Here is an 18,380-nt window from a genome sequence, read left to right as displayed (position 1 = left end):
GGACCGGCGGCGCGTCCAGGGCGGGTCGCGGCGCCTCCTGCACCGGCTCCACCTCCTGCACCGGCTCCGCCTCCTGCACCGGCTCCGCCTCCTGCGCGGGCGCGCGCACCGGCGACGGCGTCCGGGTGGCGGAGCGCTGGCTGGGGACGGTCGCCGGGCGGTCGGCGGAGGCGTCCGGCTCGGGCAGCAGCACGGCGAGGGGGTCGCCGAGCACCTCGAGGCGGTGGAGCACCTCATGAAAGTCCAGGTGGGCCAGGCCGGGGCGGATCTCGTCCCAGGTGCGCGGGGCGGCGACCATGGGCCGGGGCGTGCCGCGCAGCGAGTAGGGGGCGATGGTGGTCTTCGCGCCGTTGTTCTGGCTCCAGTCGAGCAGGATCTTGCCCTCGCGCAACTCCTTCTTCTGGTCGCTGACGACGAGGTCGGGGCGCAGCGCCTCCAGCGAGCGGGCCAACTCGTGCGCGAGCTGGGACGCCGCCTCGCACGTCAGGTCGCCGTCCAGCCCGGCGTAGACGTGCAACCCCTTGCTGCCGGAGGTCACCGGCACCGACACGAGCCCCGCTCCGTCGAGCACCTCCCGGATCATCGTCGCCAGCTCGACGCACTCGTCGAGCCCCGTGCCGGGGCCGGGGTCGAGGTCGAGCACGAGCCGGTCGGGGTTCCGCGGGACGCCGTCGCCGTCGAACCGCCACTGCGGCACGTGCAGTTCGAGCGCGGCGAGCTGGGCCAGCCAGACCAGCGTCGCGGCGTCGTCGACGAGCGGGTAGGACGCCGACTCGCCCCGGTGCTCGATGGTCCGGCGCTCGACCCACGCGGGGACGCCGGCGTCCGGGAGGTTCTTGTGAAAGAAGGGGCGCTGGGGGGCGTCCGGCGTGCCGACCCCGTGGACGAACCGCTTCCGTGTGCACGGACGTCCCGCCGCGTGCGGGACGAACCACCCGGCCACGGCCTGGTAGTAGCCGATGACGTCGCCCTTGGTCGTGCCCGTGGCCGGGTACATGACCTTGTCGAGGTTGGTGACCTTGACCGACCGGCCGGCCACCACGACCTGCTGGGACGCCTGAGCCACGGCTACTCCTCGAGCGACTGGGCCCGCTTCTCCGGCAGCGCGAGGGACGCCAGCGCCGCGACCCCGAACGAGGCCGCGAACACGCCGAAGATCATCGGGTTGCCGCCGGCCTGCGCCAGGAACGGCACCGACAGGGGGGCGAGCATCGACGCGATGCGTCCGAAGGCGGCGGCCGCCCCGGTGCCCGTGCCGCGCACGCCGGTGGGGTACAGCTCGGGGCCGATCGCGTACAGGGCGCCCCACGCGCCCAGGTTGAAGAACGACAGCGCGCAGCCGGAGCCGATGATCGTCCACACCTGGTCGGACGCCCCGAAGGACGCCGCCGCCGTCGCCGAGCCGGTGAGGAAGACGGCCAGCGTGGCGCGGCGTCCCCACACCTCGATCAGCCAGGCCGCGGCCGCGTAGCCCGGGATCTGGGCCAGCGTGATGATGAGCGTGTACTCGAAGCTGCGCACCAGCGGGAACCCTGAGCGGTACAGCAGGCTCGGCAGCCAGATGAACGCCCCGTAGTAGGAGAGGTTGATGCAGAACCAGACGGTCCACAGCGCGGCCGTCCGCAGCCGGTACCTCGGGGACCAGATGCTCTCCCGCGTGCGCGGCGCGGCGACGGCCGGCTGCTCGGCCGCGGCGTCACCGGCGGGCTGCGGGGGGACGCCGGCGGCGTCCTCGAACACCCGGACGGACGCCTCGGCCTCCGCGAAGCGGCCCTGCTTCTCCAGGAACCGGACGCTCTCGGGCAGCCGCCAGCGGATGAACGCCGCGTAGGCGGTCGGCACGATGCCGACCGCGAGCGCCCAGCGCCACCCCTCGGCGTGCAGCGGGATCACGAAGTAGCCGATGAGCGCCGCCAGAATCCAGCCGACCGCCCAGAACGCCTCCAGCGCCACGACGACCCGCCCGCGGATCGACTTCGGCGCGAACTCGCTGACCAGCGTGGACGCCACCGGCAGCTCGGCCCCCAGGCCGAGCCCGACGACGAACCGCAGCACGATGAGCGCGGCGACGCTGCCCACCAGCGCGGACGCCCCCGTGGCCAGCCCGTAGACCAGCAGCGTGAGCGCGAAGACCTGCCGGCGGCCGACGCGGTCGGCGAGGAGCCCGCCCACGCTGGCGCCGATGGCCATGCCGACGAACCCGATCGAGCCGATCCAGCTCAGTTGGGTGTCGTTCAGGTGCCACTGCGCGGCGAGGGCGGTCATGACGAACGAGATGAGGCCGACGTCCATGGCGTCCAGCGCCCAGCCGACGCCGGAACCCGTCAGCAACGTCCCGTGTCGCCGCGTGAACGGGAGGCGGTCGAGGCGCTCGCCTCGCGTGAGGCCCCCGGTGACCACGGACATGGCTCCTCCTCGCTGGGCAAGCCGTCGGCTAGTAATTGCGACCTCATCTCAGTGCCCCAATCTAGGGGGCGGACGCCGCGGGCGGCCAGATGCCCGCGGGCGCGGTGGGCGCCTGGGGCCCGCTCAGGCGCGCAGCCCGGAGATCGCCTGGAGGAGGCCGGCGTGGACGTCCTCCACCGTGCGCTCGGCCGCGTGGACGCGCCGGTCGAGCGCCGCGACCGCCAGCGCGCCCAGCAGGGACGCCGCGACGCTGTCGGTGACCGAGCGCGGGGGGAGCTCGCGGGTGAGGCCCGCCGTGACCCGCTCGTCGGCCACCTCGCGGAGCACCTCGATGATGGGGCCGAGGAAGCGCGCGCGGGCGTCCCCGATGACGTCGGCCCACGGGCGACCGGTGCGGAACAGTTCGCTTTGGAGGATCTGCACGAAGGCCGGGTGGCTGTCGACGTCGCGGAGGATCTCGAGCGTGACGGCCTCCAGCGCCGGCCAGCCGCGGCGTCCCTCGCGGGCCTGCTCCAGGCGTCCGCCGAAGGCGGCGCTGGAGCGGTGGATCAGCTCGGCGAACACGCCGGCCTTGGAGTCGAAGTTGTAGAAGATCGCGCCCTTGCTCACGCCGGCGGCGTCCGCGATCTGGTCGACCGAGGTGCCCGTGTAGCCCTGGTCGGCGAACAGCCCTGCGGCGGCGTCCAGGATGAGGCGCTGCGTGGCCTCCCGGCGCGCGTGGCGTCCGTCCGCGTGGCCGGTCACAGGGACACCGCCGGGTGGAGGCGCGTCATCGTCCAGACGCGGGCGCGGGCCGCGCCCCATGCCGACAGCAGCAGCGACGCGACGATCATGACGACAAAGTAGCTGACCGCCCCGGCGAACAGGGGGTTGAGATCGCCGGTGATGGCTTCGCGCAGGCCGTTGACGACCTGTGTCATGGGCAGGAAGCGGTGCAGCACCTGGAAGAACTCCGGTGAGGTCGCGGCCGGATAGGTGCCGCCCGCCGAGGTGAGCTGCAGCATCAACAGCACGAGGGTGGCGAGGCGTCCGACCGAGGTGCCCAGCCACACGTTCAGCGTCTGCTGCAGCGCGACGAAGCCGAGCGAGACGAGCATGCCGAAGGCGAACATCGCGATCGGGTGGGTCGGCGTCAGGCCGAGCCCCAGCACGAGCGTGGACAGCAGCAGCCCCACCTGGACTCCGCCCAGCACGGCCGCCGGCAGCAGGTTCGACAGCACGACGCGGGTGGCCGAGACGGGCGCCGCGAGGGAGCGCTGCGACAGGGGTCGCAGCAGCATCCACATGATCATCGCGCCGACGTAGAGGGCCAGCCCGATGAAGTAGGGCGCGAAGCCCTCGCCGTTGCCGGAGGCCTCGTGGACGAACTGCGAGTCGAGCGACACCGGGTTGGACATCATGTCCGCGTTCGCCTTCTGGTCGTCGGCCGACCAGGTGGGGATCGAGCCGACGGCGTCCTTGAGCCCCTTCGCGAGCTGGTGGGCGCCCGAATCGAGCGAGGAGAGGCCCGAGTTCAGCGACGTCGCGCCGTCGGCGAGCTTGTGCGTGTTCGTCGCGAGGGACGCCGCGCCCGTCTGCGCGGTCTGCAGCCCGTCGGCCAGGCGGCTCGCACCGCTGGCGGCCTCGCCGAGCTTGCCGGCGAGCGTCTGGTTGCCCTGGGCGAGCGTCCGGGCGCCGGAGCCGAGCTGGCGGCTGCCGGTTACGGCGTCCGTGAGGCCGTCGGCGAGTTTCGCGTTGCCGTCGGAGATCTGCGTGGCCGCACCCGAGAGGCGTCCGATGCCCGCGGACAGCTGGTCGGCGCCGTCGGCCACCTTGCCCGCGCCCGCGGCCAACTGCCGCGTGGCCGGGACGGCCGCCGTGAGCTTGTCGGCGAGCTGCCGGTTGCCGTCGGCGACCTGGCGGGCGCCGGTCGCGAGCTGGTGGACGCGCCCGGACGCCTGGGTGACCGCCGACGAGAGCTTGGCGGAGTCGAGCCTCGACGCGACCGCCGAGACCTGGTCGGTCCGGGACGCCACGCGCGCCGCCTTGTCGGCGTAGGGCTGCAGCTCGGGGTTCGTCTTCGCGGCGGAGGCCAGCGCCGACGCGAGGTCGTCGGCGTCCGAGGACGCCTGCTGCGCGACGCTCGTGACCTTGCCGGCCTGGGAGGCCAGGGCCTCGGCCGGAGCGGTGAGCCGCTGGACGGTCGCGTCCACCGTGCCGAGCGCGTCGGCCACCTGATCGGCGCCGGCGGCGAGCTTCTGCGCGGCGGCGGGAGCCGCCGCGATGCCGTCGGCGAGCTTGCCGGCGCCGTCGGCGACCTGGCGGGCGCCCGACGCGAGCGTCGTCGACGAGGACGCCGCCTGGTTCGCCCCGGACGCCAACTGGGCCGAGCCGTCCGCGAGGCGCCGGGAGGCGTCCTGGGCCGCGGGCAGGCCCGTGGCGAGCTTGTCGGCCCCGGCGGCGAGCTGGTTCGCGCCGTCGCTGAGCTTCGTCGCGCCGGCCTGCAACTGCCCCGCGCCGGACGCCAGGGTCTGCGCACCCGTGTGCGCGTCGCCGATGCCAGCGGAGAGCTTGTCGGCGCCGGCCGCGAGCTGTCCGGCGCCCGAGGCGAGCTTGCCCGCGCCGTCGTGCGCCTTGGTCGCCCCGCCGGCCAGGTCGTTCGCCCCGTTGGACGCCTTCAGCACCCCGGCGTGGATGTCGCCGTAGCCGACCAGCAGCTTGTCGACCATGTTCTCGCCGAGGGTCGCGCTGACCGACGCGCGGACCTCGCGGAACACCGAGGAGAGGATCGTCCGGGCGGTATAGCCGTTCGCGTCGTCGTAGGTGACCTGGAGCGGCGCGCGGACGGGGTCGTTCGTGCCGGCGGTGGCCACCGCCTCGGAGAAGTGGGCCGGGATCGTCAGGACGGCGTAGTACCGGCCCGCGTCGAGGCCCTGGGCGGCGTCCGTGGCGGAGGTCTGCGTCCAGCCGAGCTTGTGGCTGTCGACGAGGTTGTCGGTGATCTGGTCGCCGGCGTGGATGGCCTTGCCGTCGGAGGTTTTCGCGCCCGTGTCGGCGTTCACGATCGCGACGGGGAGCTGGTCGAGGTGGTCGGTGGGGTTCCAGAACGCCCACAGGTAGAGGGCGCCGTAGAGCAGCGGGATCAGGCAGGCGACGACGATCGCCGCCCGGGTCATGCGGTTGCGTCCGAAGCGGCGCAGTTCGGTGCCGAAGCGCAGGAAGCGCATGTCACTCCTCGGTGGTCGGGTCCGGCGTTGCCGGGCGAGGGTGGAGGTGGGAACGGAGGCTGATGTTCAGGTGGGCGACGCTGATGTCGCCGGGGATCGCCGTCGTGGCCGTCGCCGACGCGACGACCGTCACGCCGGTGCCGCAGATGCGCTGGAGCGTTTGCCAGGCGCGGCGCTGCTCGTCGGGGTCGCGGACCGTGTCGACGTCGTCGACGACCAGCAGGCGCGGGTCGCCGATGAGGGCCAGCAGGAGGCGGGCCTGGAGCAGTTGGAGCTGCGTGAGCTCGAAGATGCGCGTCTCCCAGTCGGGCGGGGAGGCGGGCGCGAAGACGAGGCGGGCGAGGGCGAGCATCCGGTCGTCCCGCAGGCCCATGGGACGCCGCCACAGCGGGACGGACAGCCCGGCGCGCTCTTTCGCCAGCTCGCCGAGGGTGAGGCCCTCGTCGAGGACGTCCACCTGGTCGAACCCGGCGATCGCGCAGTGGGACTGGACGGCGCGGCGTCCGCGGGGGAGGTCGTGATCGAGGACGCGCAGCTCGCCGGACGAGTAGCCCATGCGTCCGGCGATGGTGAGCAGGGCGGCGGTGCGTCCGGTGCCTTGGGCGCCGACGAGGGCGACGAGCCAGCCCTGGGGGACGTCGAGGTCGAGCGGCCCGTAGACGCGGCCCCGCGGACCCTCGAGGGTGAGCCCGCGCGCCTGGACCGCGGGCGGCGGGATGACGAGCGTTTCGTCGGTTTCATCTGGCACGTAACTATTCAAACTGACTGGTCAGTCTAAAAACAAGTTGGCCGGGTTGTTGCTCGTTTGTTGCCGCTCTCCGTGGGGGTTTCTTGGGGGGCGTCTGTCCCCGTGGGCGTTTCTACCTGACGTTCTCCACCCTGGGAGGTGGACTTCGTCACACACCCCCTGACATGGGGCGTTCCTGCCGCTGGGTTCCTGCTGCCGGGTTCCTGCTGCTGGGCTCCGGCCGCTGGGCCGCCGAGACGGAGGACGCCTCTCGTCTCGCACGGTCTCGCGCGCGGGTGGGCGGACCGGGGGCGTCGGGGTGGCCAACTGCGTCCGGTGCCCGCCCTGCGGCCGCGCCCGCGGCCTCGGCCGGGGCGTCCAGGTGGACGAGAAACGCCTGCAGCGTTTCGAGAACGCTGCAGGCGTTTTCGCAACGCCCGGCTTGCGCGAGAACGCTGCCTTACGTACGGCAGCGTTGTCACCGGAGGCAGGCGTGGTCGAAACGCTGCAGGCATTGCGCGGTCTACTGCAGGCGTTGCCGAAACGCTGCAGGCGTTCCGGAGGGGCGGCGCTCCAGACCGGCGGCGTCCGGCATGGGGGACGCCCGCCCCGCGGCGGCGTCCGGGCTGAGAGGCCGTCCCGAGAATCCGCGCGGTTTCCGGCTCACGCTCGGCAGCGGAATGGTCCCGGGCCGGGAACCCATGGGACGTCGGCCCACAGACCCGGGCGCGGGGCGTCCGGGCTGTGTGACGTTCTCCACCGCGGAGTGTGGAGAACGTCAGGTAGAAACGGGCTTCGGGCAGTGGAAGGCCATCCGGATCGTCCAGGAGACCACCGACTGAATCGGGCGCGCGTCCGCTCACCCCGTGCGCAGGCGTCCGGCAGAATGCCCCGCATGGAGCGACGGGTGGCGGTGGTGACGGGCGTCTCGCGGCGCGGCGGGATCGGGTACGCGATCGCGTCGCGGCTCGCCGGCTTGGGGTTCGACCTCCTCCTCACGCACTTCGCGGCCCACGACGCCGAGCAGCCCTGGGGCGCCGACGACGTGGACGCCGTGCTGGACGGCGTCCGGGCGCAGCTCCTCCCCGGACGCCGGCTCGCCCACCTCGGGGCCGACCTTGCGGACGCCGACGCCCCGGCGTCCGTGTTCGACCTGGCCAACGAGCAGTTCGGCCACGTGGACGCCCTCATCTGCAACCACGCCCGCTCGGGCGGCGACGGCACGCTGCTGGAGTCGACGGCCGCCATGCTCGATGCCCACTGGGCGGTCAACGCGCGGGCGTCGCTGCTGCTGGCGCGCGCGTTGGCGTCCCAGCACGACGGACGCCCCGGCGGCCGGATCGTCTTCCTCACCTCCGGGCAGCAACTCGGGCCGATGCCGGGCGAGGTCTGCTACGCGGCGTCCAAGGCGGCGCTGGCGGGCGTGACGGCCACGCTCGCCCACGAGCTCGCGCCCCGGGGCATCACGGTGAACTGCGTGAACCCCGGCCCGGTGGACTCGGAGTCGTACGTCACCGACGACCTGCGCCACGCCCTCGCCGACCGATTTCCGTTCGGACGCTGGGGCGAGCCGGACGATCCCGCCCGGCTCATCGCCTGGCTTGTCAGCGACGACGGCCGCTGGGTCACGGGGCAGGTGCTGAACACGGAGGGCGGGTTCGTCCGGTAGCCGCCGGGGCGCGTCCTCAGCGGGACGCCGTGGCCGTCGTGCCGGGCCTCGGCACGGCCGGCGCCCCGGACGCCTGCGGCGGCGTCGTGTACGACTGCTCGGGCACCGGCACCGGGTCGGCCCCCCGCGCGCTGTCGATCGGGGTGGTCTTGCCGTCGGTGACCTCCTTGCCGACGCGCTCGGTGCCGAGCACCTTCACCAGCTCGGCGGGCAGGGCGTTCACGACCTGCCGATCGCTGATGACCGACAGGTACCGCATCTCCGGCGCGTCCGAGCCGCTCGCCAGCAGCACGCCCGTGTCGGGTGCCAGGTACAGGAACTGCTGCATGCCGGGGCGCGTGGCCTCGTCGACGAACGTGACCTTCAGCGCCGGACGCCCCCGCGGGTCGTCGGTCTGCGTCACGGTGACCTTCGGGTTCAGCCCGAGGACGCCGATGGCCGCCGCGCGCACCTGCGGCGGCGCCGCCTCCTGCCGGAGCATGTCGCCGATGGCCACGAAGACCGCCTCGTCCTGCGATGTCGAGCCGAGGGCGCGGGCGCGCAGGAAGGCGTCCAGGGCGTGCTTCTCGGTGGGCATCGTCGCCGCGTACCCCGGACGCGCCCAGCCCCACGACGGCGGGAAGATGTAGCGCTGCACCTGGCCATCGACGACCCGGTCCGACCACACCCAGCCGTCGGGGTCGTAGAAGTCGTCGTAGGTCGTCCGCAGGGAGCCGTTCTGCGCGCGGCCCCGCTCGTCGAGGCCCATCATGCCGTTCTGCGTCGCCACGGACCGCACGCGCAAGAACTGCCCCGCCGACCATTCCAGCCGCGGCTGCGCGCCCGCGCCGCGGGCCGCGTTGTCGAGGGCGGACGCCGCCGGCGCCCCCCCGAGCCAGCCCGGGAACGCGACCGGGATCGCCAGCAGCAACGCCGCGACGACCGCAGCGGCGGCAGCCAGGGGCCAGGCGCGCCGGGCGCGCCGGGAGCGGCGTGGTCGGCCCGGTCGGTCCGGCCGGTGGGGCCAGCGATGTGCGCCGGACGGAGTGTCCGCGAGCACGTCGCGGAGGATGCGCCGGCGCACCTCGGGCGTCCAGGTGCGGGCGAGGCCCTCGTCGGTGGGCCTGGTGCGTGCGATGAGGTCGGCCATGATCAATCTCCCGTGGGCAGGGCGGCCAGCCGCAGGGGAGCGGGGTCGCCGAGGTGGGTGGACAAGCGTCGCCGCGCCCGGGAGAGCCGGGCCGCGAACGCGTTCGCAGTGCAGCCGAGAACCTCGGCGGCCTGCTGGGGGGTGAGCCCGTCCCAACCGACGAGCAGCAGCGTCTCGCGATCGTCCTCGGAGAGGCGCGCGAAGGCGTCCGCGAGGGCGAGCCGGTCGTCGGGACTGGCGTCGGACGCCGCGGCCATCGCCGCGACACCCTCCAGCCCGGCGGCCAGCCGCTGCTGCTTCGACCGCGTCCGCCAATGGCGATGCAGGACGTTGCGCGCCGTGACCAGCAGCCACGGCAACGGCTCGTTGGGGAGGTCGGCCCGCCGCGCCCACGCGACGAGGTAGACCTCCCCGACGACGTCGGGGGCCACGTCGGCGCTCGCGTGACGACGCGCGTACGCGTACACGCGGGCGCTCGTGGCCTCGAACATCGCCTCGAAGGCGTCGGGGGTGGAGTAGGCGCTCACACCCGGTAATGCCCGCATGGCGCCGATCATGACAGGCGCCGCCGACAGTTTTGCCCGGCGAGGGGCGTTGCCTCGCCGGCGGATAGATTGATCGGGTCACAGCGGGAACAGTGAGGTGCATGATGACGCCCGACTTCGGCGACGTCGACGATCTGGCCCTGGGCGGCGGCCCGGTGCGCGTCTACCGGTTCGGGCCGCCGACCGGCCCCGTGGTCGTGCTGCTGCACGGCGCCGGCCTCGACACGGCGCGCGGGGTGTGGAGGCGGGTCGCGCCCGCGCTCGGGCAGGCCGGCTACCGGGTGATCGCGGTCGACTGGCCGCGGCACGGCGGCAGCCGCCCGTGGGACGGGGTGCTCGACGACGCCTTCTGCCGGCTCTTCGTGGAGGAACTGCTGGATCAGCTCGAGGTCGACCGGTGCGTCCTGATGGGGCTGTCGCTGGGCGGGGGCGTGGCGATCGGGTTCGCGCTCGACTTTCCCGAGCGGGTGCGGGCGCTGGTCGTCCTGGGGCCCGGCGGGCTGGAAGAGCGGCGTCCGTGGCAGTTCGTGACGTGGGCGTTCCTGCGTGTGCCCGGGCTCCTGCGGTGGATGACAACGTGGTACGCGCGGCGTCCGGGCCGGGTGCGGCGGCAGATGGAGGGGTATCTCGTCGCGGGCGCCGCGACGCCCGATTTCGACGAGATCGTGCGCGACATCGCCGCCGAGGCGGCGCAGAAGGACGCCCACGGCGAGCGCATCCTGGACGACTGGCAGATTCACGCCTACGGGCCGTTCCGGATGCGGTTGCACCTGCTTCCTTGGGTGGACGCCCTCCGCTGCCCGAGCCTGTGGGTGCGCGGCGAGCGGGATCAACTCGTGCGGGGGCGGGACGTCGAGGCTGCCGCGGAGGCGTCCGGGGGGCGGTTCGTGAGCATTCCGGACGCCGGCCACATCGTCACCTACGACCAGCCCGACGCGGTCATCGCCGAGACGCTGAGGTTTCTGGACGAGGTCGCGCCGGCGAATACCGGGTCGGACTAGGGGATTCCGGGGCCCTCAGGTGTGGCGGCCCCGGATGGGCGCGGGCCTCGGCATGCACAGGTGTGGATAACTCCAGCATTTCCGGTGGAAAAACTCGCGGTGCCGTTCGACGCCGACGTGGGAAGCCGGCCCGCAGGGGACGCCTCGCGCCTCAGGCGGTGCCGTGATGGCGACGGTAGTAGGCGGCGATGAGGGGCGCGGAGAAGAGCATCAGGATCAACCGGATCACCTGGACGGCGAGCACGAACGTGACGTCCGCGCCGGAGTCCGCGGCGGTGGCGAGCACGGCGTACAGGCCGCCGGGGGTGGTGGCGAGGTAGGCGTCCAGCGGTGGGACGCCGATCACCGCCGAGAGCACCAGGCCGATGCCGGCGCACGCGGCGATGATCACGACGATGAGCACGACGGCGAGGGGCAGCAGGCGCCCGACCTCGCGCAGGCTGGCGCGGGTGAACCGGAGCCCCACCTGCATCCCGATGAGCGCGTAGCCGAGCGACAGCAGCGGCCCGGGGACGCCCGCGGGCCCGAGCGCACCGCTCACCGACAGGGCGCCCGCTACGGCGAGCGGCATCAGCAGCGAGCTCGCCGGAAACCTGACGAAGCCGGCGAGCGTCAGCCCCACCCCCAGGGAGATCGCCGTGAGGAGCAGGGACGGGCCCAGCGGCGCGCTCGCGGACGCCGCCGCGCCACCCGCATGCCCCGGCCGGAACACGACGGCGGCCACCACCGGCATGCCGACCAGGATCAGCAGCACCCGCAGGTACTGCACGACGGATGTCACGCGCTCGTCGGCGCCGAGCTCGCGGGCGACCGACACGATGCCGGACGCCCCGCCGGCGATCATCGAGAACGTCCCGGTGGCCGGCGCCAGGTGGCCCCACCGGGCGAACAGCGCCCCCACGGCCAGGCTCGCGACCAGCGTGCCGAGGTTCACCGCCGCGATCGTCAGCGCGTGCCCGCCGAGCGCCTGCAGGGTGCCCAACTGCACCAGGACGCCCATGCTCGCGCCGAGCAGCGCCTGCCCGCCGATGCTGCCCCAGCGGGGCAGCCGCAGGGTCGGCCCGAGCCCGGAGACCGCGTAGATCATGGTGCCGAACAACGACCCGAACATCTCGGGCGAGGGCATGTGCGCGAGCCGCAACAGCCAGGTGAGAAGCACCGACAGCGCGACGACGACGGCCCAGGCGGCTACGGTCCGCCCCTTCGAAGGGGGGCGGCCGGGCAACGTCATACCCCAGGCTAAACCCGGTGCTCGGTAAAACTCGGTGCTCGGCCAAACCGCGGTCGCCTCAGCCGCGTCCGGCCCGCCGCCTCCGGCAGGTCCACGCCAGCAGGCCCAGCAGCGCGAGCCCGAGGGCGCTCGCGCCGGCGTCCACCCAGAAGATGCCGCGGAAGCCGTCGTTCACGGTCGCCTGGTAGGCGCCCTCGAGGGCAGGGCCGCGCCGGTCCACCTCGCCGAGATACGTCGTCAGCGCGGCGTCGTACGCCGTCGGGACGCCGGCCCGCAGCGCCGCCAGCTCGGTGCGCGCGTCGCCGACCAGCCCGCGCGACTTCCGGATCGCGTCGCGCGCCGCCTCCTTGTCGGAGCGTGTGTCGAGCAGGCCCTGCCGCTCGTTCGCGACGTCGGTGCGCTGGCTCACCAGGGCGTTGCGCTCGGCGCGCGCCTTGGTCGCCCGGGCGGTCGCGGCGTCCAATTGGCCGTCGGCGCTCGCCTTCTGCGCGCGTGCGGACGCCAGGGCCGCCGGCGCGCCCGCCTTCTTCGCCCGCAGGGACGCCAGTTGCGCTACGGCTTTGTTGCGAGCGTCCTGGTTGTGGGCGATCGTGGCGCTGACCTGCGCGATCTGCGCGTCGCGGGCGGGGCTCGGCGGGGTCGCCTGGAGGGCGGCGAGGGCGGCGCGCTGGCGTCCGAGGGCGGCGTCCATGCTGGCCAGCGAGCCGGTGAGTTGGTCGATGCTGCGGTCGATGCCCGGCATCCCGCTGGTGAGTTCGGCGATCTGCCGGTCGACGCTCGCGGACGCCGACCGCAGGCTCGCCAGACTCCCGGACGCCGCGTTCGCCGCGCGTCCCGCCCGCGCGACCTGGCGGTTGAGCCGGGCGAGCGTGCCGCCCATCTCGTCGTAGTTGGACGCCGCCTGCGCGACCGCCTTGACGGATTCGGCCTCGTCCCGGGCCAGTTTTTCGTCGGCCTTGGCGAGGGCGGCGAGGCTGGCGTCGACGGCGTCCTGCACCTCGGCGACCCGGTCGGCCCGCTCGGCGTCGAACAGGACCCGCGTCGCCCGCTGGGTGCGCTCCACGATCGTCGTGACGTCGGCCGTCTTCAGCTCCGCGGACGCCCCCTCCGGCACCGACGCGCCACTGTCGAGCCGGATGACCCGGCCGTCGTCGAGGTCGGGCCACGAGACGCCCTTGAGTTCTTGCGAGGCGCGGTAGTCGGCGCCGAGCGCGGCGAGCCGCTGGCTGACCTCGGTGGCTCGGGGCAGGGCGGACGCCTCGATGGTCCGCGGCAGTTCGGCGGTCAGGCGGTGGTGCAGTTGGGAGCCCGACTGGGCGAGGAACCCGACCGTGATCGCCGGTGCGAGGATCGCCCCGAGCGCACGGGCGAGCGCGAGCGCGGTGCCGCCCGCGACGTGGTCGGCGGCGGGCGTCCGTTGGTCGAGGAGCAGCCGGGTGGTCGCTGGCCCGACCGCGACGCCGGCCCCCGCGCCGCACAGCGCGAGGGAGACCGCGACGCTCGCCCACCCCGGCTGCGGAAGCGCCCACAGCAGCCCGGACGCCGCCCCCGCCCCCGAGCACGCCAACCCGGCCGCGAGAACCGGGGAAGCGCCGAACCGGCGCACGAGGCGTCCGGAGTAGTGGTAGGCGGCCGCGGCGGCCGTCCCGAAGAGCAGCGCGACGTACCCGCCCGTCCCGGCCGGGAGGTGCAGGGCGTTCTCGGCGAAGGGCGCGACGAACGCGAGCGTCATGACCAGGACGCCTCCGGCCAGCCCGACGCCGAGGGCGAGCGCGACGCGGGTGTCCGCGAGGGCGGTCACCTCGATCAGCGGATGCTCCGCGCGCCGCTCGACCCACACGAACGCGAGGGCGCACCCGGCCGCGACCAGGAGGAACGGCCACACCGTCGCGCCGAGGAGGCCGCGCCCGAAGTAGTCGATCGTCCGGAAGCCGGTCAGCAGCGCGAGTACCCCCACGACGAGCACGAACAGCCCGCGGGCGTCGAACGGCGGCAGGGGGAGTGGTTCGCGGCGCGGCAGCGTCCGGGCGGCGACGCCCAGCGCGACCGCCCCGAGCGCGGCCGTCGCGTAGCAGGCCCAGGCCCAGGACGCCCCGGCCGTCAGCGGGATCGATCCCAGCGCCGGGCCCAGTATGAGGCCGGCGCCGAAGGCGGCCCCCACCAGGCCGAGCGCCCGGTGCCGCCGGCTGCGGGGGGAGTGCGCGGCGACCTCGGCGATCGCGATGGGCAGGATTCCGCCGGCAGCCGCACCCTGCACCGCGCGGGCGGTGGCCAGCAGCGCGAAGCTCTCCGCGAGGTGCGCGAGGCCGCAGACCAGGCTCGCCGCCGCGAACGTGCCCAGGCACGCGAGCAGGACGCGGCTGCGGCCGTGGCGGTCGGCGAAGCGTCCGAGCGAGGGGACGCCCGCCGCGTAGGCGAGCGCGAAGAGCGTGATGATCCAGACCCCGAGTTGGTCGTCCACGCCGAACTCGCGCTGCACGATGCCGCGGGCAGGGGTGACTGTCCCGAACGCGGCCGCCCCCAAACCCACGCTGAGCAGGCAGAGCGCGATCGCCGGCTCGGAGGGGCGCCGGAGGCGTCCCGAACGCCGGGTCTCGGGGAGGGTCTCGCTCACGCCCGGAGCATAAGCGGACCCTTAACGGCAGGGAATGTCACGTGAGAGTTTTTGCATGAATCGGCTGGGCCGGGACGTCGGGCCGCGGACTCCGGCGTCCCGGAGCCGGGCGTCCCGGGGTGGGGCGTCCCGAAGCCGGGCGTCCCGGGGTCGGGCGTCCCGGAGCCGGGGCGATGGCTTAGGCTGCGCGCATGGCGAAACTCGTGCTGACCGCGATCGGTGATGATCGCGCGGGGTTGGTCTCGGCCCTCTCGGACGCCGTGGCCGAGCGGGGCGGCAACTGGCTCGAGAGCCAGTTGGCGCGGCTCGCGGGCAAGTTCGCGGGGATCGCGCTCGTCGAGGTGCCGGACGCGGCGGTCCCCGCGTTCGAGGACGCCGCCCGCGCCCTCGCGGACAGCGAGGGGCTGGTCGTGACGGTGACGTCCGCGGAGGACGCCGCGAGCCCGGTCGCCGGGCGGGAGTTCCGGCTGCACGTGCTCGGGCACGATCAGCCGGGCATCGTGCAGCAGGTGTCCCGCGCGGTCGCGGAGCGGGGCATCACGATCGACGAGCTGTCGACGTCGACGCTGGAGGCGCCCATGGCGGGAGGACTGCTCTTCGAGGCGGACGCCGTCCTGCGCGCCCCCGACGACGCGGCCGTCGACGAGCTGCAGCGCGCGCTCGAAGCGCTGGCGGGCGAGCTGATGGTCGACGTGGAGCTGTCGGCGTCCGAGTAGGGGTCCGGCGCAGGGATGCCGGAGTGGGGGCGTCCGCGTAGCCGGCGCGTGCACGGAAACGCTTGCAGCGTTTGCGGAACGCCTGCAGTAATCCGCGGAACGCCTGCAGCGTTTCCACAACGCCTGCAGTAATCCGCGAAACGCCTGCAGCGTTTCCACAACGCTTGGCTCCGGCGAGAACGCTGCCTTACGTAAGGCAGCGTTCCGGCTTAAGCCCGGCGTTTCGAGAACGCCTGCAGCGTTTGCGAAAGACCTGCAGCGTTTCGCAAATGCCTGCAGCGTTCCCGCCCGCACACCCGGACGCCCACCCGTCGCGCGGAGCGACGAACCCTACGTCGTGTAGTCGGCGTTGATGTGGATGTACTCCTCGGTGAGGTCACATCCGTAGGCGGTGAACGTGCCGTCGGCGACACCGAGGTCGACGGCGATCACGACCTCGTCGCCCTCGAGGTACTCGCGCAGCGCGTCGAGCCGCTCGGGGTTCACCGCGCGCGGGTACAGCTCGTTGTCGCCGAACTTGATGGTGACGTTCCTGGGCTTGATGTCGGTCTGGTCCTCGCACTTGCCGATCGCCATCGCGACGCGGCCCCAGTTGGGGTCGGTGCCGTACACGGCGGTCTTCACCAGCGGGGAGTTCACGATCGACTTCGCGATGATCCGGGCCTGGGACTCGTCGCGCGCGCCCGTGACGTCCACCTCGATGAGCTTCGTCGCGCCCTCGCCGTCGGCGGCGATCATCTTCGTCAGGGCGAGCGCGGCGTCGAAGAATGCGGCCTCGAACTCAGCGAGGTCCACCTCGCCGGCCAGCCCGTTCGCGATCACGCAGGCGGTGTCGCTGGTCGAGGTGTCCCCGTCGACGCTCACCGCGTTGTACGTCTTCGCGACGATGCGGCGGAACATGGCGTCCAACTCCGCGGCCGGGACGGCGGCGTCCGTGAAGAAGTACGACAGCATCGTCGCCATGTTCGGCTCGATCATGCCGACGCCCTTGGCGATGCCGACGATCACGGCGTCCCCGACCTGGCGCACCTGGAACTTCGAGATCGTGTCCGTCGTCCGGATCGCGGTCGCGGACGCCTCGAAGTCGGCCGGCCCGGGCGCGGGGAGGGCGTCCATGCCGGCGCGCAGCGTCTCCATCGGGTACTGGACGCCGATCACGCCCGTCGACGCGATCAGCAGCTCTTCGGGAGCGCAGCCGACAAGCTTCGCCGCCCGCTCGCGCACCTCGCGCGCGTTCGCGAGTCCCTGCTCGCCCGTCGCGACGTTCGCGTTCTTCGACAGCGTGACGACGCCGCGGAAGCGGGAGGCGTCCTCGGAGCGGTTCAGCAGCACGCTCGGCCCGGCGAACAGGGACTGCGTGTAGACGGCGGCGGCCGTCGTGCCGGGCTCGGCCGAGGCCAGCAGCATGAAGTCGGTGGCGTCCTGCTTGAGGCCGACGCAGGCGGTCAGGCCGACGAATCCCTGGGGCGCGAGGGTCATGATGGCTCCATCGTTGAGGCGTGATGTTGGAGTCACTCTTGCACAGGCGGGGTGCCTCGGTGGCGGCTCATTCGCACCCGCGCAGCGGGGCGGCCATGATCTCGTCGGTTCGCGATCCCGACGAGTCGTTCCAGAAGTAGTAGACGCCGTTGCCGAGGTCGCTGTAGTCGCCTGAGTTCTCGAACATGGTCTCCATGCTGATGTTCGGGTACCGCTTCCGGAGCTTCTGGTACGTCGTCCGGAGGGGGAGACCGCTGGCCAGCGACACCCCCGCCGGCAGGCCCTTGCTCGGCGTCACGAACCACCCGTAGAGGTACATCTTGCTGGTCTTCGTCGCCTGCTGAGACTCGAACCCGACCGACAGCCCCTTCCAGACGAGGTGCCGGGCCCAGCGCGGGTCCATGGGGCAGCCCTCGTCTTCGAACACCTTGGTGGGTTTGCCGAGCTTGGCGCGCAGGTCGTCCTCGATGGCCTTGTAGTGCTCCCCGAAGCGGTGGTTGCCGACGGACTTCTTCTGCAGCACGATGCCGGACGCCGCCGGCGTCGCGGTCGTCGTGCCCGACGACCCGGAGCCGCTGGACGTGGAGCCCGTGGAGCCCGAACCCGTGGAGCCGGACGACCCGGACGATCCGGACCCCGACCCTCCGGACGCCCGCGTCGTCCCGCCCTCGGTGATGGTCACGGTGCTGGCACCGGGGGCCGCGCCGGGCGCGGCCGTCTCGGTGACGACGACGGTCGTCACCGGTTCGGGAGCCGCCACCGGAGCCGGCAGCCCCGGCACCTGCGCGCACGCCGACAGGAGCAGCCCGCCGGTCAGGAGGGCGGCGATCCGTCGTGGTCGGGTTCGCTGGGTGGTCATGGCATCCTCCGTGCTTCGGGGTCCCGCTCGTCCGGGCCTGGCGTCCCGACCGTAGGACGCCGGCGGCGCAGGTCGCGCGACAACTGTCGCTAAAAGCCAGCAGGTCCCGCGCCCTGCGGAGAAACCCCTGGTGAACGGGCGCTGCGCGAGCCAGGGAACCGCGCGACAGTGGGCGTCCGGAGTAGGGGCTGACGCGCACCGGGGCCGTGAGACAATGAATCAGAACTGACGGACGGAGGAGCGCATGGCTCGACCGAGGACGGTCACCCGCGAAGACGTGGACGCGGTGGCCCTCGACCTTTTTCTCGACCGCGGCTTCGCGGCCGTCACGGGTCAGCAGCTCGCGACCGCGGCGGGGATCTCCCGGCCGACGCTATATCGGCTCGTCGGCCGCATCGAAGACATCGTGCTCGACCAGCTCGACGGCAGCCTCGAGGACCTGCTCGGAGCGGTGCGGCTGTCTGCGGGTCCGCCGTGGCGGGTGCTGCGGGACGCCTTCGTCGGCGTCCTCGAGGCCGTCGAGCCGGGCTCGCCGCGGGCCAAGGCGCTCACGGTGCTGCAGCGGAACCCCGACATCCGGGCGGACGCCCTGCGCATGACCCGGCCGGTGCGGCTGCGTTTGGCCGGCGTCCTGGCGGACCGGGGCGACTACGGCGGCGACGCGGCCCTCTGCGAGACCGCCGCCGCCCTGGCGCTCGCGCTGCTGCAGATGACGATCGCCCGCCCGGACGCCACCTCCGCCATGCTGGGCGACGCGTTCGACGCCGCCGCGTCCGTGCTCGGGTCGGCCGGGGAGTA

General features: G+C 73.4%; 15 protein-coding genes. 4 read left to right on the top strand and 11 right to left on the bottom strand.

Annotation, left to right across the window (positions count from 1 at the left end; translation table 11 throughout):
• The 5 genes from ligD to WMJ97_RS09550 form a co-directional block, all read right to left on the bottom strand.
• On the bottom strand, positions 1–1,066 hold a 1,066-nt coding region (gene ligD, locus WMJ97_RS09570), incomplete at its 3' end, for a non-homologous end-joining DNA ligase (RefSeq protein ID WP_347348759.1).
• 2 nt (positions 1,067–1,068) lie between these two features.
• Complete coding sequence (locus WMJ97_RS09565; RefSeq protein ID WP_347348758.1) at positions 1,069–2,406, bottom strand: MFS transporter; 1,338 nt, start codon at positions 2,404–2,406, stop codon at positions 1,069–1,071.
• 123 nt (positions 2,407–2,529) lie between these two features.
• Positions 2,530–3,150, bottom strand: a complete 621-nt coding sequence (locus WMJ97_RS09560) for a helix-turn-helix domain-containing protein (RefSeq protein WP_347348757.1) — start codon at positions 3,148–3,150, stop codon at positions 2,530–2,532.
• Positions 3,147–5,612, bottom strand: a complete 2,466-nt coding sequence (locus tag WMJ97_RS09555) for a YhgE/Pip domain-containing protein (RefSeq protein WP_347348756.1) — start codon at positions 5,610–5,612, stop codon at positions 3,147–3,149. The genes WMJ97_RS09560 and WMJ97_RS09555 overlap by 4 nt, the downstream gene beginning before the upstream one ends.
• A gap of 1 nt (position 5,613) precedes the next feature.
• Positions 5,614–6,360 carry an ATP-binding cassette domain-containing protein gene (locus tag WMJ97_RS09550; RefSeq protein WP_347348755.1) on the bottom strand — a complete coding sequence of 249 codons (747 nt, stop codon included), beginning with the start codon at positions 6,358–6,360 and terminating at the stop codon, positions 5,614–5,616.
• An 874-nt stretch (positions 6,361–7,234) separates the two neighbouring features.
• On the opposite strand from WMJ97_RS09550, the gene WMJ97_RS09545 reads away from it, so the two are divergent.
• Positions 7,235–8,008, top strand: a complete 774-nt coding sequence (locus tag WMJ97_RS09545; RefSeq protein ID WP_347348754.1) for an SDR family oxidoreductase — start codon at positions 7,235–7,237, stop codon at positions 8,006–8,008.
• 16 nt (positions 8,009–8,024) lie between these two features.
• On the opposite strand, the gene WMJ97_RS09540 is transcribed toward WMJ97_RS09545, so the two are convergent.
• Positions 8,025–9,137: a hypothetical protein gene (locus tag WMJ97_RS09540; RefSeq protein WP_347348753.1), complete on the bottom strand. Its 1,113-nt coding sequence runs from the start codon at positions 9,135–9,137 to the stop codon at positions 8,025–8,027.
• A 2-nt stretch (positions 9,138–9,139) separates the two neighbouring features.
• A complete protein-coding gene (locus WMJ97_RS09535) occupies positions 9,140–9,682 on the bottom strand; it encodes an RNA polymerase sigma factor (RefSeq protein WP_347348752.1) in 543 nt (180 codons plus the stop codon).
• Positions 9,683–9,783: 101 nt separating this feature from the next.
• Here WMJ97_RS09535 and WMJ97_RS09530 point away from each other — a divergent pair, with 101 nt between their 5' ends.
• Positions 9,784–10,683, top strand: a complete 900-nt coding sequence (locus tag WMJ97_RS09530) for an alpha/beta hydrolase (protein ID WP_347348751.1) — start codon at positions 9,784–9,786, stop codon at positions 10,681–10,683.
• A 151-nt stretch (positions 10,684–10,834) separates the two neighbouring features.
• Here WMJ97_RS09530 and WMJ97_RS09525 read toward each other — a convergent pair whose 3' ends face one another.
• Positions 10,835–11,914, bottom strand: coding sequence for an AbrB family transcriptional regulator (locus WMJ97_RS09525; RefSeq protein ID WP_347348750.1), 1,080 nt, complete (start codon positions 11,912–11,914; stop codon positions 10,835–10,837).
• Positions 11,915–11,972: 58 nt separating this feature from the next.
• Entirely contained in the window at positions 11,973–14,528 is a 2,556-nt protein-coding gene (locus WMJ97_RS09520; protein ID WP_347348749.1) for an MFS transporter, read from the bottom strand.
• Positions 14,529–14,719: 191 nt separating this feature from the next.
• Between WMJ97_RS09520 and WMJ97_RS09515 the strand changes: the two genes are divergently transcribed.
• Positions 14,720–15,244, top strand: coding sequence for an ACT domain-containing protein (locus WMJ97_RS09515; RefSeq protein ID WP_347348748.1), 525 nt, complete (start codon positions 14,720–14,722; stop codon positions 15,242–15,244).
• Between the two features lie 330 nt (positions 15,245–15,574).
• On the opposite strand, the gene argJ is transcribed toward WMJ97_RS09515, so the two are convergent.
• Positions 15,575–16,723, bottom strand: a complete 1,149-nt coding sequence (argJ, locus tag WMJ97_RS09510; RefSeq protein WP_347348747.1) for a bifunctional glutamate N-acetyltransferase/amino-acid acetyltransferase ArgJ — start codon at positions 16,721–16,723, stop codon at positions 15,575–15,577.
• A gap of 67 nt (positions 16,724–16,790) precedes the next feature.
• The gene (locus tag WMJ97_RS09505) at positions 16,791–17,582 is read right to left on the bottom strand and encodes a hypothetical protein (RefSeq protein WP_347348746.1); all 792 of its coding nucleotides are present in this window, start codon (positions 17,580–17,582) and stop codon (positions 16,791–16,793) included.
• A 244-nt stretch (positions 17,583–17,826) separates the two neighbouring features.
• Here WMJ97_RS09505 and WMJ97_RS09500 point away from each other — a divergent pair.
• Positions 17,827–18,380: TetR/AcrR family transcriptional regulator (locus WMJ97_RS09500; RefSeq protein WP_347348745.1), on the top strand; the 554-nt coding region annotated here is incomplete at its 3' end.

This window comes from Nigerium sp., assembly GCF_039811905.1.
GTDB lineage: Bacteria > Actinomycetota > Actinomycetes > Propionibacteriales > Propionibacteriaceae > Propioniciclava.
This window is presented reverse-complemented; position numbering and strand designations above follow the sequence as displayed.

Coding starts and splice junctions, on each gene's coding strand:
- WMJ97_RS09525 (WP_347348750.1), bottom strand. CDS start 11,914: ATGACGTTGCCCGGCCGCCCCCCTTCGAAGGGGCGGACCGTAGCCGCC.
- WMJ97_RS09530 (WP_347348751.1), top strand. CDS start 9,784: ATGATGACGCCCGACTTCGGCGACGTCGACGATCTGGCCCTGGGCGGC.
- WMJ97_RS09545 (WP_347348754.1), top strand. CDS start 7,235: ATGGAGCGACGGGTGGCGGTGGTGACGGGCGTCTCGCGGCGCGGCGGG.
- WMJ97_RS09515 (WP_347348748.1), top strand. CDS start 14,720: ATGGCGAAACTCGTGCTGACCGCGATCGGTGATGATCGCGCGGGGTTG.
- argJ (WP_347348747.1), bottom strand. CDS start 16,723: ATGACCCTCGCGCCCCAGGGATTCGTCGGCCTGACCGCCTGCGTCGGC.
- WMJ97_RS09555 (WP_347348756.1), bottom strand. CDS start 5,612: ATGCGCTTCCTGCGCTTCGGCACCGAACTGCGCCGCTTCGGACGCAAC.
- WMJ97_RS09540 (WP_347348753.1), bottom strand. CDS start 9,137: ATGGCCGACCTCATCGCACGCACCAGGCCCACCGACGAGGGCCTCGCC.
- WMJ97_RS09535 (WP_347348752.1), bottom strand. CDS start 9,682: ATGCGGGCATTACCGGGTGTGAGCGCCTACTCCACCCCCGACGCCTTC.
- WMJ97_RS09505 (WP_347348746.1), bottom strand. CDS start 17,582: ATGACCACCCAGCGAACCCGACCACGACGGATCGCCGCCCTCCTGACC.
- WMJ97_RS09565 (WP_347348758.1), bottom strand. CDS start 2,406: ATGTCCGTGGTCACCGGGGGCCTCACGCGAGGCGAGCGCCTCGACCGC.